The organism is Stieleria tagensis (assembly GCF_024129865.1).
In the GTDB taxonomy this organism is placed as follows: domain Bacteria; phylum Planctomycetota; class Planctomycetia; order Pirellulales; family Pirellulaceae; genus Stieleria; species Stieleria tagensis.
Genome location: NZ_JAMYFE010000069.1, coordinates 99,514 through 114,941 on the forward strand (window position 1 = coordinate 99,514; position 15,428 = coordinate 114,941).

Genomic DNA, 15,428 nt, shown 5'->3' on the forward strand with positions numbered 1-15,428 from the left:
GTTCACTTTGGAATGACTCAGATCATGGGCTGGATTGGATTATGCCGCGTCATTGGGCACCGCAGATGGCGGCACAAAGTCATGCCAAGTCATCGCGTCGGGCAAAATCGGTGATGATGCAAATTCCAAATGCAAAATGCGGCGATGCCGCTGGGTGTTTGGCCGAGAAACGCCGCTTGAGTGACTTATCAGCGGACGCATGGCCAGCACGTCGCCGGCTTGTGCGTGAACGGAAACGGTCGCATTCAACCCGTCGCCTTCACTCGTCGATGAAACGTGTGATCCAGGAATGACCCGCAGCGGTCCATTTTCGTCGGTGACTTCATCGAGGTGAATCCGCAATGTCAACATCTGTTTCAACACTTCATCGCACGCAATCACATGCGGCACACCGGCCTTGGTCGTCGGCCGCGAGAATGATTCCGAAACGATCGAGTTGTCTTTCACCGCGATCGCTGTGTCTTTGTGCCAAGCCAACGCCCAAGTCCGATCCGGCGGCTTGTCAAAGAACAACGCACGCACCAACCCAAACGATTCGCCAAGGTGTTCACGCAAAAAAGCCACGAGCGACTCACATTGCCAAACCCTTGTGACCTCTGGGATCGAAGCGATTAAATTTCGTGCCGCGTAAACATGTCCACGACTGGATCGTGCCCGCACGTCCTCGGAATCAATGTCAAACGTGGCGCGACAAATGTCCAACATGCGCTCGACTACTTCCTTTGTCACCGTTTGTTTCAGCAAACAGAAACCATCGCGTTGCAGATTCTGTACATCCATCTGATTTCTCCCGCCACACCATCATGCAATTCGTCAAACAAAACGCTGCACCAATGATCTCCATCCCAGCATACCCGAAGTGCATCGTCGCGCTAGTTCAGACCAACACGCAAAACCGGATCGATCCAGCGGAGGCGGAGAAAATGGTTTTATATGGCGTTCCTACAAGCTTCCGTAAACTGCGAAAACATTATTCGGATGTCTGTGGGCAGGCCATTCTACCTCATCAACGTGGAACGTCTTGGCGACGATTACAAAATCGACATGGCTGATGTGAGCTTGACATCATCGGTAACGTCCGTGAGCGACGTTGACATCTACGAAAACAATCCGACGCAAGGACCAGCGTGTGCAATCCGCTGCGGAGCCGGCACGGTCTAACACAACGACTTCGTATCTGATGGTGATTCAGTCGCACATCGCCAGTCCATACCAACGTGCTTGCAGTAACCTCTCCGACTGTTCTTTCATGGATACTTCGGCAGTCAAATCCTTGCCGACGCGAGTCGTCCGCTTCACTCTTGGCGGCAACGCTTTCTTCCTTTCTCCCGCTCTCATATTACTCCACCACAACCGGACTGAGCCTAGAAGAAACGCAGGCGAGGAAATTGACGACGCTGTAATCACGACCCCGAAGGGATAGAAGGAAGCATCGTCTAGGCCTCCCCCGCGAGAACGTATTGTAGCGAATCGCGATCAACGTCGCATCATGCGGTGGCTATAGCATTTCGCTCAACCACTTCGTTACGTTGCCCGCTTGAAAATTCCCATGGTCTACCGCGAAAACGATGTTCGCCTCATCGGCGTCCTGTGTCACCGCAGCGCCGCGAGCCACGGCGTGATGCGTCGCCAATTCAAACAGGTTCGGGCGAGTCCGTATCATCTGAACCATTTGCTGGGTAATCAACGAGATGTCCTCGGTCGATCGTTCCACCGCGTTGTGCTGCTTTACGTGCCCGACAAACAGGTCAACAAAAATGATCTTCATTGCCTGCAGGTCAACGACGATGGGCAATGAGAAACTCGACGTTCCGCTGAGGTCGAATTTGTTTTGAATCGTCTTGATGTCAAACGAAGTGTATGCGGGATCGACTCGGTCGCGGATCATCCAACCACTGTGGCAGATCAGATCGGCGAAGCTGTCGCCAGCGTAACGATAGATCTGCGGAGCGATGTACCGACAATTCGGAAGTTTACGGACGGTCGCCAAATCAATGTCAATGAACTCGGCCGCGCCGTGGGGAGCCGATTGAATGTCGCCCGAGTGAACAATGCCGGCATCTTTCAAGTTCGTGTAACTGACGTGGCCGGAATATTGCATCCCCTCGTCGAATTGAATGACAGACAAATCAAGATCGGTCGTCGCCGATGTTTCTTTCCAATATACAAACAGTCGCAAAACACTTCCGGCGGCCAACGGAATTCGACTGCCGCGACCGAAGGTGAGCAAGCCGTCCGAGACATTGCGCTGCGAAAGCGGAACCGTGTAATCACGAAGCCGCGGGTCGATATAAACCTGCTTTCCGCTCCAGGAATCTTTTTCTGAGGTTATTTTGGCTCGAAGTGATTCTCCGACAATTCGGACTGCTTCCAATGCCGTTTCCCTCGAAATCGGGGCTAGGTTTTCGATAATGCGAATCCGTCCCTTCTTGTTGATGACCGTCCGAAAACGCTCGGCGTAAACGGTGCGGAAGTGCGTTTCCATGATCAATAAATTTTTCAACGGCACTTGCGACGCAGCCGATCCAAACTGCGATAGAACTTCGGCGGATTGATCAGCAAAACATCCCAATAACTGCTGCAATCGTCGTGCAAACAGACCTGGCCGCCGGCTGAGCAGGTCCAACGCTTCAGGTAGATCGCCCGACGCGATCGCACGCTCGACCTCGGACGCGAACGTGCCTACCCGCCCCCGACGGAGTTCCGCGATCGCCGCGCAAGCCTTCGGAAAACGACCGCTGTATTCACCCGCGTGCAACGATCTAGCGACAGCGATCCAAAGACCTCGATAACGGTTGAAATCCTCGGCCAACGAACTGAATCGTTCGAGTTCACCCAGAATGAATCGTCGCTGTGAGCGTTTCAGCGGCGGGAATTTGATCGGCTTGGCAAGCGAAATATCGCTGTCGGTCAATGCTGCAAAAAGGCGTAGCAGGTCCGTCGGTGTATCAATCAGTTCAGCGACACGCACAAATTGATCTCGTTGCCAATAATAACGGGCCAACAATGCCCGAGTCTCTTTGAAAACAACGCAGTTGGCGTCAATGCATTCGCCTCCAAAGTGATCGAGTAACTGAGTTAAGTCCGCTCGAATCCCGTCCTTGATTGACGACGCCGAGTAGAAACTCGATTGGCAAAATTCAATCAGTCGCTGCGACAACTGTTCTGGATTAACGATAGTCAGGTCAATCCACTGTGTCCGATTGTCCCCGGCTCGACTCGCTTGGTTCTGCACACCTGCCCGGAACAGTTTTATATCCTGCATCTGTGAAATTGGGTCCGCACCGAAAGCCGCCAAGTCAAAGAGCCACTCAGGCACTATCACACCACTATCCAATTTCACTCCCTCGCTGAACTGTCCCAGCACGTTGCCCAAGTAGCCGATGATCCGGCGCAGCAGATACTCACCTTGCTCTGGAACGTTGGCTGGAAAACACTGGAACAGGGGTACATAATCGACATCGCCGCCCCGCATTTTGACGAGTGAGTGAACGATCACGTCGTAATCATCCAGCAACGAATCTCGAAACTCCGCTGGGTTGGTAAACCGAAAACCAAGCTTTGCAAGTTCTGCAAAATAGACGGCACGTTTCTCAGGCGTCGCTGCACCGTCAACGGCCGCGACGATCCGCAAGCGATCGAGTGCAATCAGTTGGATAGTCCGATCGGTCATTGAACTAGAATTCGGAAATAATCAGATCGCCCGTCGCAACCTTCCGACGAGACTTCATCCAGAATGGACAAAGAGTGATAGTGTATCCCATCCGCCTCCGCGAGCCGGGCCTCAAACCAAGCAGCCCTGGGGATTGGTCGATGCGTTCGGCCGTTACGATTGGATCAAGTGTCGGCCATGAACTCGCGGCTTGGTGATCCATGGTCAGATGGTTTTTTCTACCGCGCGGACATGACCGCGATGTGTGTTTGGCTGCCTGTTTGCCGCTATCGCCGGGTCGGTTTTGACACCTGAGGCATAATCAGGATCGCGCAGCCGCTACCGGAGCTAATGGTTGCTTTCAGGGAATCATTTGCGGTCACCTGTCTCGATTCTATGGTGACCAGTTTTTTATCTTCTGGATCTTCGGCGTAGATCTTTGCGGTGAAGGTTCCGGGGCCGAGAAAAGTGAGAGGGATTTCCAAAGTGCGGTCTTCGTTGACGATCGTGCCGACAAACCAGCGGTCGGCCTTGCGCCGGGCCACCGTCATGTAGCTGCCGATGGAACCGTGGATCACTTTGGAATCATCCCAGGTCGTTGGCATTTCTTTCCAGAATTCGAGCTCCGGGAACGATCGGCCGGCGTAGCGGTCGGCCTGATCGTACCAGTGCAGGTATTGCAGTGGGCTGTAAAAGACGACTCCTAATGCGAGCTGAAACGAACGACTGACGACTCGACCGTTTAGATAGCAGGGCGTGTAATCACCGGCGCCTGCGATCATGCGGGCAAACGAAGTCGTGAGTACATTTTTCGGCGGGTTGCCTTTATCGGGGCGTTCTTCATTACCGAGAATACCCTCCACCGTCAGCAGATGCGGGTAGGTGCGTTCGATTCCGGTCAGCCTGAAGTTGTCGTGGATGTCAACGATCAGTTTGTACTCGGCCGCTTTTTTAATCGCGGCGAACAGGAATTCCATATCGGATTGGCTTTTCCAGTCCACGAACCCCATCTTAACGCCTCGTATGCCCCATTGCTGAAACGTACGAAACGTGTTGTCGAGGTCGTAGTCGGCCATTGCGATCTTGTTGATGTAGCAGATTAACCCGATGCCGTTGTCGTTCGCATAGCGGATTGTTTCCTGCATGTCGATCGATTGGATGACCGTCAGCGGATTCGATTTTGCATCACGCTCCGGCCCATACCAACCAGCATCGTAGTGGACGTACTGGTAATGATTGGCGGCCGCGTAATCGATGATTGCTTTGGCTCCATCGGTCGTCAGGCTACTGCGCCACACCTTACCCGGTTTGATCCAAGATGTGTCACCGAGTGCTGACGGTGGCGAGAGGTTCTGCAGCAGATAGTGGTTCTCCACCAGGGTGCCAGGCTGGTCCGCTACCATGATGACTCGCCACGGAGTCGTCAACGTTTTCTTTGCGGTCACAGTTCCACTTCGGAATCGGGTGATCAACTGATTCTGACCGGACCGGTTCAACATCATTGGTGCGTAATGTTCCAGACATCCGGCTTCAGCAATGGCGACAAAATGTGGCCCCGCTTCGACCAGCAGCGGGCGGATTGAACGGCCGGGCATTTCTGAGATTCGGACTCTGGAATACTCAGCCTGTGGATAGTCGTCCCAGTAGACAAAGTGATTGTCTGTGAATTGAAATTGGCTGTCTTCTGCATTCAGCTGAAGCGTTTCGATCCCCTCTTGTTCGGGAATTGAATACCGAAAGGCAACACCTTCGTCGTAGGCTCGAAACGTCAGATGGAGGCGTCTCTTTTTGCCCGTAGCCTCCCGAAGTTGGATGATAACTTCGTTGAAAGAGTCCGGGTAGGAACTCTTTGATCCGACGACCGGCACCCAGCTGTCATTCTGCGAGTGAGTTTGTTGTCGTTCGACGGCAAGTGCGTCTCGAAATTCGCCGCCGGCGAAATCCAGCGACAGGGCGGAATCTGCCAAGATTTTCTTGCCCTCGTACGAAACGCTGTAATGCGGCACGCCGTTGAGAAGCGAGAAATGAATCTGCTGAATTCCCGATGGCGACGAAATAGCCACTTCCTGCGCGGCGAAGCAGTGATCAGTCGCGATCGGCGAAAGGAAAATCAGCAGAAACAACGACAGGATTTGAAGAGACTTCATGAGCTGGGCAACGCCACTTTGGGTTCGTGTTTTGCGGTTTTACGAAGTGTTGTCGTCGCCGGATTTGGTCCGGTTGGGATCAATTCCCATCGCCTTGTGGGTTTTCACTCGGCTCAACGCCTATGCATCGCTTCAAATCCTATCACTGGGCACCATCCACGTCGAACTCAGCCCACAAGCACTGAATCCGGAGGTCGCATAGTATTGTACTGCGCGAACGATGCTTGCCTCAATGATTCTTAGAAGGCGACTTTGCAATGCTACAATTGATTGTTGCGACAATGATATCGCCGGCATAGCAAACCGTCAGCGAGTTGAGGCGGTCGGCAAAGTTGATTTGCGATCTTGATTCAGACGCATGTGTGATTGATCCGTTGTCGCATCTTGGAATGCCAGACCAGTAACGCAGCGAGATAGGTTTTGCGCGGCGTGTCATCGGTAGTTCAATCCTTGTTCCTTGAATGCATTTTCGCGATTTTCCGGGCGGCTTGGTACGCCATTCGTGATCCTTCGCCGCCGCCTACTGCGTCACGAAATTCGGCGAGCATCTTGGTGGCTCGTGTGATTCTTCGTCCCAATTGCACGCCAGCCAGCCGAGGTAGAGCACGCGGGTATCACCGGTCATCAATCCTTTGCGGATTTTCGGGCAGAACCCGGTCGCACATTGCTCCGGCCGAGGGGCACGATTCAGAACTTTTTTCTTTCACAGGATTGCACTGTGGGGTGTGTAGTATATAGTACACGGATGAGCGATTTCGGTGACTATTTACGTAAGGTTCGCGAACAACGCCGGGCTGGCGATGCAAAATTTTCCGTCCGGCAGCTCGCCGCGCGCGTCGGTGTCGAGCCTTCGTACCTCAGTAAGGTCGAGCGAGGGCAGCAGGCGCCTCCGTCGGAAAAAACCATTGCCGCTTTGGCGAGTGAGCTGGGTGAAGACCCTGACGTTTTGTTAGCGCTTGCCGGAAAAGTCTCTGGCGATTTGCAGGCCATTATCCGGCGTCGGCCCAAGTTGTTTGCCGACTTGATCCGGCAGTTCAAGGATCTGCCGGACCATGCGGTACTGCGTCTCGTACGTGAGGTGCGCGACGGTGACTGGTAGCTTCATTTCTATGTAAAAGCACGGGTGACACAAATGATCGAGTTAGAACGCGATGCACTGACATTCTCCTTTCCCGAAGTTCATCCACAGGCGACGCTTCGAATCGAGTTCCAGCGAACGCTTCGCATACCGGATGACGATCGGACCTACCCGCTGCCACCGGGACTGGGTGCGTTCCCCATGCGGCATGTGGATGACCATGCTGCGAACGTCCCGTCGAAATGGCTGCAGCGCGGTGGCGTGATGTTGCCGATGTACCAATCCGAAGCGATGTGGTTGAACTTCAGCGCGTCGACGATCCAGGACCGCGGGGAGTCGTATCCTTTCGCGATCAAGGTCGCGACCGGCAAGCAATGCGCGGTCAGTGGCGAAGCGTGGAGGGACGACCTGAGACGTAAACCACAGAATTACATGATCGCCCCTCAGCAACCGTGGTTGGATGGTTATGTCGTGGAAAAAGGCCTGATCCGACAATTCGTCGCGATGCCGCTCGGCGCCGGCTACTCCGCCGAAGAGCAGATCACTGGGAAAGCAGAACACGGCGGATTGCAACTGGCTGTCTATCCGATGAAGCGGGATATTTTTGAGCGACGTTTTCCCAAGGTAAGCGAGGTGAAACGGTCACGTGGCTCGGCTTTCTTGGAGGGTGACGATGCTGGTATACATTGCTGCCTGTCAGCGGAATTTGATATGGCGCTCGCACCCGGCGGAAGAATGCGTCAGGAGATCTTTGACGATCCGTTTGAGCTGGACGATTGGAACCTGGACGCCGGTGGGCGGTGTTTCGTGCACTTGTGTAATTCGATGGTTTGGCAATCGATTACCGGGACAGTGCCACCGCATCCGGCGCCGACAGCCAAGTCCTATACCGCCGCGGGCTTACCGTGGTTTGATTACTACGACGATTCAGGGACGGCCGTCGAAGGCACGTCCGTCTTGGGCAACTTGAAGAGCATCACTCAAATGAGCAGCGAAAAAGGTGACGTCGCTTTACCCGAAAACGAGACGGTCACGCCTGGCAACCTAGTCGTCTATCGCAAGGGCCTCAAGCAAGGGCAAGTACGAGAAAGCGTGTTCTAACGCGAATCATCGTTCCATCAGGGATGCGTCACAAAGATGAATACTCAGCTTTTATCGGGAGGCGTTTTGTCTCTTCGCCTTCCCGTGGCGGGCCATCCCAGCACCTCCCCGTGCAGGACCCCCAGCGTGAGATTTCGCGGGACTTCTCTTTTTCGTAAATCCTGATGGGGAAATGGCTTACTGAGTCAGAGGCCGTTTGGGGTCAAAGCGGCACAAATGTCACGGCTACGAATGTTCGAACGTGCAAGAGTCCGCGGCTTACGGGCGTCACACTTGGTATGACGGTGGCCGCGTGTGACGGGTTGAAGAGTGACGGTGAAACGATGCGTCTACGTTGAACCGGCGCGGGTTCGAATTACTTTGGAGGGCCGATCCCGGGGTGCAAAAAGTCCGCTCCGATCGCGACTTTCCCCGTGAAAACAGCATAATCTCAATGGCGAGCTTCCGAAACGTCTATACCTCTTTGATGCTCGTGATCGCCAAGTCCACGGACAAGGAATTGGCTCGGCAAGTGAGCTATTTGAAAGCAGAAAACCAGATCCTGCGAAGCCGACTGCCGAAGCGACTGAGTCTGACTCAGCGTGAGAAAAATCGCCTGATCCGGTTCGCCAGAAATCTTGGCTCGGCGTTGAACGAGCTGGCGACGATCGTGCATCCCTCAACCATTCGTCGATGGATCCGAGAAGAATCCGGCAAGAAGAAGCAGCAACCGAAGAAGGGCCGGCCAAGAACCGCGGCGGACATCGAAAAGTTGATTCTGAAACTCGCCAAAGACACCGGTTGGGGCTACACCCGGATCCTCGGCGAACTCAAGAAACTCGGCATCGAGTCAGTGACTCGAAACACCGTGAAGAACATCCTGAAACGCAACGGCTACGAAACCGGTCCGGAACGTGGACCAGGCACTTGGGACGAGTTTTTGAAACGCCACGCGGCCACGATGTGGCAATGCGATTTCTTTTCCAAGAAGATTGTCTCGAAAACCGGTTTGCGTGACGTCTTCGTTCTCGTATTTCTGCACATCGAGACTCGTCGAGTATTCATCACGCCGGCGACGTACAAGCCCGACCAAGAGTGGATGATTGAGCAAGCTGAAGAGTTCATTCGTCACACCGAATCAGAGAAACTGCCCTGCAAAATCCTGATGCACGACAACGATGGCAAGTACTCGCAACCATTCCTCGCCGCATTCACCATTCGCAAGATCGAGACTCGGCGTACAGCCATCCGGTCACCGAACACCGTCGCCTTCGTCGAACGGTTCGTGCAAACGATTAGGCAAGAACCATTTGCGAAGAGCACTACCACAATACCGACCCAATTCATTCATCGCAGGGGTACCTGTCCCCCTGCAAATTCAACCATGAAATGGCACGCAACCGGACCGTTCGCAAATAACTGACGGGCTCGATCGCACCGCCGGATACACCTCAGTCATCTTCATAAACCAGATAGAGAAAAGAATTACCCCGCTTTTTGAACGGAAGTTTCCCAGCAGTTCGAAGATGCGAAAGTTCACATGAACTCACACCTAAGCGTGATGCCATATCAGCGCTTGTCAACCACCTTTCATTCCTTCGTGACAATCGCGGCAAGACATGCGCCCGCCAGTAGCTCCGTCTTCCGATTCGCTTCTTGTCGATCCCATCCAGAGCGAGCCACGTGAGCGAGTGTTGCTTGCTCTCTTCGACGTCGAATCCGGCGTAATCGTCTTTCACAAAGAGCCATTTGTGATGATAGATGTACGGATCTGACAATCGTTTCCGCCGCGTCACCTTTCCACCGAAAGTTACGGTTGCCAAGTCGCCAACCAGAGGCTCACTAGCATCGTCGAAGTCCGGGCTGTCAATGAAGGAAACAGTTTTTGCTTTCTCTGCATACTTCACGACGGAAAAGTCCGTTTTTGGGGAAATGATTTGGGCGCACTCCAAAACGATTTGGGGAAGCAGCTCCATATACGAACGATGTACGTAGACCGCGCCGCCGATGTCTTTGCCGACACCGAACGTCTTCGAGCGTTTCGGCAAGTTAGTCATCTTTCACCTTTCGCCGAATTGAGAAGCCGGCATCTTCCAGTATCTGAAAACACTTCGTCCCAACTCCCGCCCGGAAACCAGGCTCTGGAAGTGCTCCCGTTAGCGCCTTGGCCGCGAGTGCGACGATCGCCGGCGGTGGGTAGAGCTTTCCATCGATTTCGACGTCGTAGGAATGCGACGGTTTGTAGCCTACAGGCAGGCCGAGTTTGTCAAACTCGCCGGCAGCGGTGAGCAACTGCGATCGAGTGATACCATCAGGGAGTGCTTGATTGCGGTTTTGATTCATAAAGCTAGCTCATGTGTGATGTCGTCGCATTGCTTGATACACGCTAAAATACTGCTCTTTCAATCATTTTACGCTCGTCCAAAGCAGTTGGCGACATCACATGGTTAACATAGGAAAGCGGTCGTGATTGAGAACACGCCGGTAAAAATCAAGCGTCATCGGACGGCAATCAAACGAGCCAGCTTCTCGCTGCCCGTGAAGTGCATGCTCAGGGACGGTCTGCTCGATAAGTCAAAAACCATGTTCGATTACGGATGCGGGCACGGTCGCGATCTCGACTTGCTCGAAGACATGGAGATCGAATGCTCTGGCTGGGATCCGAGTTTTCGCCCCGACGCGGCCATCACACGGACCGAGATCGTCAATCTGAGTTACGTCCTCAACGTAATTGAAGATATCAACGAGCGGTCACAGGCACTTCGCAAAGCATGGTCCCTTTGTGACAGTTTGCTGACCGTCGCAGCACAAATTGAGTTTGCTGCCCCTGATAAAGAACTGGAACAATTCGGGGACGGTGTGCTTACCTCACGTCAGACCTTTCAGAAATACTACAACCAACATGAACTTCGGGAATATCTCGAATCAGAACTTGGCGAAGACGCCATTTCAGCGGCCCCAGGCGTCTTCTACATCTTCAAGGACGAAAAGACAAAACAACAGTTCATTGCCAACCGTTACCACCGACGAATATCGGTGCCACGACGACGCATTTCGGAAGTCTTGTTCGAGCAAAACCAAGACGTGCTCGAACCGTTTATGGATTGCTTGACTCAATATGGCCGCATCCCCGCACCGGAGGAGCTTGAGCAAACCGGTGAAATCATTGCGCGGTTTGGATCGCTCAAACGCGCCTTCAAGCTAGTTCAAAAGGTAACAGATGAGTCGCCATGGGAAGAAATCGCTCAGAAGCGAACCGAAGATTTGCTGGTCTACCTTGCCTTGGCTCGATTCAAGAAGCGTCCACCGCTTTCCCAACTGCCGGTGACCATTCAACACGACGTGAAGGCATTCCTTGGAGGCTACAAGATTGCGTGTGGTCGCGCCGACGCATTGCTGTTTCGAGTCGGTGATCCTGATGCGATCGACCAGGCTTGCCAACGGGCCACGGTCGGCCAACTCGTCGACAACGCTCTTATCCTTCATCGGAGTTCGCTCGACTACCTTGAGCCGATGCTGCGGATCTACGAAGGCTGCGCCCGAGCGCTCGTCGGTGAAATCGACGAAGCCAATGTCATCAAGTTGCATCGTTTCTCTGGAAAGGTCAGTTATATCTCCTATCCCGACTTTGAGAAGCGTCCACATCCACCGCTTCGCCAGCGAATCAAAGTCAGTCTACCGACTCTGTCGATCGACATGTTTGACTATTCTAATTGGCAAGATCCACCTTTGCTCTTCCGCAAAGATGAACTTCTGCACGATGAACATCCCAAAGCCAAATTGTTTAAATCGCTTTCGCGGCAAGAGAGCAAACATGGCTTGCTGCCGGAACCCGACGCTCGCGAGCTAGAAAGCGTCTGGGCAATGCGGTTGCGTGAAGCAGGACTTTCGATGCGTGGACATCGCTTAGTCAAATCGACCTAATCTGCCTTCTTTCCATCTAGATGAGCCGCGATACTTGAATCCTTCAGAAGCGTTTCTTCAAGTTTGCCGATAACGTTTTCGTAAATGTTGCCCTTTGCCATCAAAAGACGTTGAATACTCTCCTCAACCGTTCCAACGCAAACATACTCATGGATGAAGACACATCGCTTTTGCCCAATGCGGTTGACTCGATCCCGAGCTTGAGCATTTGACGAAGGATTCCACCACCGATTTATGAAAAAGACGTGGTTTGCCTCGACAAGCGTCAGCCCCTCACTTGCTACCTTGCTTGAAGCGTACAGAGCTGTGATATTTGGATCTGTTTTGAATCGCTTAATCACTTGATTTCGCTCGTCGCCATCCAATCCGCCGTGAATCATAATTGCTCCAAGCGTTTTTTGAGTCATTGCGAGCAGCACCTCCAACGGCTCCAAGACGAACGAGAAAATAATCGCCTTCTCTCCCAACGATTGGACCTCAAGCAGCTGCTCGTGAATTCGATCGAGCTTAATGCTTGTTTTGGATACAGGGTCATAGTCACAGACGCGACGTAACTCACCAAGCTTGTGAAGTGGATTCTTCAATTGCTCGCCATTACACCCAATGCCAGACTGGACAGTTTTGTAGGTTTTACGTTGATTATCTAGCAGCTCTAGCGGTTCGATTCGAGTTACAACCTCGGGAAGGTCCGATAAAACCGCCAACTTTGTTCGTCTCAGAATGTATGGCTTAGCTTTCTCTCGCAATGCTGCACCAGCAGTTCGAGCATCAGCAATCGAAAATCGCTTCTCATCTAGCAACGACATAAGAGTAGCTAGGTCTTTCAAATCCCGCTCAATCGGCGTGCCTGTCAACGCCCAGAATCGCATACGCCTGATAAACTTGAATCCTTGCACTACCTGGGACGTAGCATTTCGTAAACGGTGTGCCTCATCCGCAACAACCAGGTCGAACTGACGATCCTCCAAAGCAGCTCCTAGCTCACGGATCTGCTCATAGTTCGTTATTACGACGTGCGTGTTGTCGACTGACCGGTCCCAAACTGCCGTAGAATTTTTGGCTGGAGGTGAAATGGCTAGTGAAATAAGCTCAGGAGCCCATTTGCGAAACTCTGCAAGCCAATTCAAAACCAGAGATTTTGGACAAAGAATCAAGACTGTTTTGAAAAGTCGTTCACTGAATCCATGTCGAACACCGAAGATTGCTTGGACGGTCTTTCCGAGTCCCATGTCATCGGCCAAGAGACGGCTATCCGATGAAAGCAACCAATCGACTCCATCTCGTTGAAAAGGATAAAGGTCAGAAGTATCTGCTTGTTGCAGAATCCAAGGCAAAATCCTCTCGCTAGGCTTGGATGATACGGCCGATTCTTGATTTAGAGACACAACTGCTTCCAAGCGTTGGGTCTTGCGATTTGAACTCGCTTCAATCAAAAACTCAAGTTCTCCTCCGCGTTTGAGCTTCTTTGATAGCAGGAAGTCATGTGAAAGCAGAGTCCTGACGACGCGTTCGAGCCTTTCGCCATTTATTTGCGATCGGAACGGTTGGCTTAACCGCAAGTCGTTGTCGAAACTCCCAAACGAACCTCCTCGTAACGTTAAGGACAATTGATTTTCTGTCGTGGTTTGCGCGCGGATCTCCAATTGACTGCCGTCAATTTCGATACCGGCCGTGCTGATAACACTTGACAAACTAATCTAACTCCGAAACGAGAATGCCTGGCCTTCGATCTCACTCCACATCTCATCAGCTTCATCGTCGGTCACATTAAGTAACAGTTCGCGCCACGGCGTCTTTATTTGATCAATTAGATCGTCTTCATTGCCATAGCTATCTAAGCCAACGATCCAACGCATCAACCGAAGCCCTTCGGTTTGGACTTTCTTCCTATCTTCGCTTCGCATTCTCCACTTATCCTCGCTTTGGTAGACGAAGAAGAGGTTACGCCATGGTGCATTGAAAAGCCGCCATTCAGCTTTTGCCAAACCCGCCAACGCGGATCTAATTTCTTGCGGCGACACCACATCAGGATCCGTCATTTTTGAATTCAATTGACAACGAATCAGTTTGGCTAGCAGATCCTGTCCAATCGGCCTAAAGAGTAAGTGGTTTGTGGAAATTTCACTGTCAACGTCGTGCTCTTCGGCGAGGTTGGTTCGCATCAAACGCGTTTCAGTATAGAACACGGAGAATTCGTCTAGTATTGCATCCCAATATGTCACCAGCTCGTCGTATAGAGAGTCCAGCACATCATCTGTGGGCCTAATGGCTTTGTATTTCTTGCCTCGGTCCCCCCATTCGTCGGAGTTTTGCCTTGAGGGCGTCGAAAGCAGATCAATAGTCATCTCGTAAAGCGTGATGATGTTGGTGAAGTAGGACTCGTTCACCGACATGCTCTCCGTTCCCTGGCAGCGCACTCTTGTTGACTCGCCATCGGCCCATGAGAAAAAAGAGTGTTCCTGAATCAACCGCCGGGTACAAATCGCGAATGCATCATCTTCCTCCATGATAATGGTGGTCGCCTTATCCATTGGCTTCGCATGGCGATTCAAGTGCGAAAATAATCGTCGATACTTCTTCATGAATTCATCTCGTGATTCGTCTGCCTTTTGGACCACGATGATCACGGAGAATTCTTCATCTTCAAAGCCTTGCGGAGCAACGAACTCGGTTTCGTTCTCAATCAGTGCTTTGATCGCCTTCAACCGGTGCTGCCCATCCAACGCGTAGTACTTCTGCGTTCCATCGAATCGGAGAACGCCAAATGAGCTGTTCATTCGATCGTCGGCGATCAACGCAAACTGAGGGTCATCCGCGATTGAAACTGAAAAGAACTTTGGATTGCCTTCGATGGCCGCAACAACGATTGAATTAAAAAAACGATCCTCGTGTCTTGCCAGATAAGCACTAATATCCTTTTTTGCTCGCGAGTCGTTCAGAGCACGCTGGATCCACAAGTCGAGCGCCTTGCTTTCCCAGACTTCAGAGGCGAATTTCACCTGAGAAGCAAGGTCAGCAGCCGTCATCTTCGTGCTGTAGTAGCGCCAGGTTCCGACGGTACCCTGGATCGATGGAAATAGTTTCATTTGATGTCTCCCTAATAGTTGATTTAGCCCGCCGGTTTTCCTTCGCCGACCACCGCAGTGATCACCGGAGAAATCCCAGCTTGTTTGTTACAGGATGGGCCAAAGCAGTCGATCAGTCGATTTTCAAGATCTGCAACCTCGACCGCAGAAGCTAGCGCAAAGTAGAACGTCATTTGATTCGTCACAAAGCCGTAGCAGCTTTTCGCGTTTTGGATTCCTTCATCCGGCATTTGGCAATGCTTGACGAACCTCGCTTGAATACTCGTGGCTGAAAGACCCGCGTAGAGAACGTTAAAAAACTGGTTAAATGGTGGTTGTTTCACAACCGGGGTGTTCGCACATATGAGATAGACTCCTGACGATTTTGGAACTACGCTCGAATGAATTTTGTCAAACGGCACGCTTTTCCAGGTCAGATCAGCGACCAAGATGGCGAGCAACTTCCAGCACTCTGGATCAAG

Annotated in this window: 13 protein-coding genes; 5 read left to right on the top strand and 8 right to left on the bottom strand. The window is 52.3% G+C overall.

Features of this window, described 5'->3' with window-relative positions; genetic code table 11:
* Window positions 1-39 precede the first annotated feature (39 nt).
* From NHH03_RS17285 to NHH03_RS17295, 3 genes are all read right to left on the bottom strand, one after another.
* Complete coding sequence (locus NHH03_RS17285; protein ID WP_253158239.1) at window positions 40-780, bottom strand: phytanoyl-CoA dioxygenase family protein; 741 nt, start codon at window positions 778-780, stop codon at window positions 40-42.
* A gap of 718 nt (window positions 781-1,498) precedes the next feature.
* Window positions 1,499-3,673, bottom strand: a complete 2,175-nt coding sequence (locus tag NHH03_RS17290) for a TerD family protein (RefSeq protein ID WP_253158240.1) — start codon at window positions 3,671-3,673, stop codon at window positions 1,499-1,501.
* Window positions 3,674-3,939: 266 nt separating this feature from the next.
* Complete coding sequence (locus NHH03_RS17295; RefSeq protein ID WP_253158241.1) at window positions 3,940-5,799, bottom strand: glycoside hydrolase family 97 protein; 1,860 nt, start codon at window positions 5,797-5,799, stop codon at window positions 3,940-3,942.
* Here NHH03_RS17295 and NHH03_RS17300 point away from each other — a divergent pair.
* From NHH03_RS17300 to NHH03_RS17315, 4 genes are all read left to right on the top strand, one after another.
* Window positions 5,798-6,001 (top strand): hypothetical protein, encoded by a 204-nt coding sequence (locus NHH03_RS17300; RefSeq protein ID WP_253158242.1) that lies wholly within the window; start codon window positions 5,798-5,800, stop codon window positions 5,999-6,001. The two genes, NHH03_RS17295 and NHH03_RS17300, sit on opposite strands and share 2 nt — an antisense overlap.
* A 543-nt stretch (window positions 6,002-6,544) precedes the next feature.
* Window positions 6,545-6,898 (top strand): helix-turn-helix domain-containing protein, encoded by a 354-nt coding sequence (locus NHH03_RS17305; RefSeq protein WP_253158243.1) that lies wholly within the window; start codon window positions 6,545-6,547, stop codon window positions 6,896-6,898.
* A 33-nt stretch (window positions 6,899-6,931) separates the two neighbouring features.
* Window positions 6,932-7,978: a hypothetical protein gene (locus NHH03_RS17310; RefSeq protein ID WP_253158244.1), complete on the top strand. Its 1,047-nt coding sequence runs from the start codon at window positions 6,932-6,934 to the stop codon at window positions 7,976-7,978.
* A 433-nt stretch (window positions 7,979-8,411) separates the two neighbouring features.
* A complete protein-coding gene (locus NHH03_RS17315; protein WP_253158245.1) occupies window positions 8,412-9,380 on the top strand; it encodes a hypothetical protein in 969 nt (322 codons plus the stop codon).
* Window positions 9,381-9,408: 28 nt separating this feature from the next.
* Here NHH03_RS17315 and NHH03_RS17320 read toward each other — a convergent pair whose 3' ends face one another.
* Together NHH03_RS17320 and NHH03_RS17325 are read right to left on the bottom strand one after the other, a co-directional pair.
* Window positions 9,409-10,014 (bottom strand): hypothetical protein, encoded by a 606-nt coding sequence (locus NHH03_RS17320; RefSeq protein ID WP_253158246.1) that lies wholly within the window; start codon window positions 10,012-10,014, stop codon window positions 9,409-9,411.
* Window positions 10,007-10,300, bottom strand: a complete 294-nt coding sequence (locus tag NHH03_RS17325) for a hypothetical protein (protein WP_253158247.1) — start codon at window positions 10,298-10,300, stop codon at window positions 10,007-10,009. The genes NHH03_RS17320 and NHH03_RS17325 overlap by 8 nt, the downstream gene beginning before the upstream one ends.
* A 123-nt stretch (window positions 10,301-10,423) precedes the next feature.
* Between NHH03_RS17325 and NHH03_RS17330 the strand changes: the two genes are divergently transcribed.
* The gene (locus tag NHH03_RS17330; RefSeq protein WP_315861462.1) at window positions 10,424-11,881 is read left to right on the top strand and encodes a DNA phosphorothioation-associated putative methyltransferase; all 1,458 of its coding nucleotides are present in this window, start codon (window positions 10,424-10,426) and stop codon (window positions 11,879-11,881) included.
* Here the strand turns inward: NHH03_RS17330 and NHH03_RS17335 are convergent.
* Genes NHH03_RS17335 through NHH03_RS17345 form a run of 3 tightly spaced genes read right to left on the bottom strand, consistent with a single transcriptional unit; the run spans window position 11,878 to window position 15,290 of the window.
* A complete protein-coding gene (locus tag NHH03_RS17335) occupies window positions 11,878-13,572 on the bottom strand; it encodes a DEAD/DEAH box helicase (protein ID WP_253158248.1) in 1,695 nt (564 codons plus the stop codon). The two genes, NHH03_RS17330 and NHH03_RS17335, sit on opposite strands and share 4 nt — an antisense overlap.
* Window positions 13,573-13,578: 6 nt before the next feature.
* Complete coding sequence (locus NHH03_RS17340) at window positions 13,579-14,967, bottom strand: DNA sulfur modification protein DndB (protein ID WP_253158249.1); 1,389 nt, start codon at window positions 14,965-14,967, stop codon at window positions 13,579-13,581.
* A 23-nt stretch (window positions 14,968-14,990) separates the two neighbouring features.
* Complete coding sequence (locus NHH03_RS17345; RefSeq protein WP_253158250.1) at window positions 14,991-15,290, bottom strand: hypothetical protein; 300 nt, start codon at window positions 15,288-15,290, stop codon at window positions 14,991-14,993.
* Window positions 15,291-15,428 lie beyond the last annotated feature (138 nt).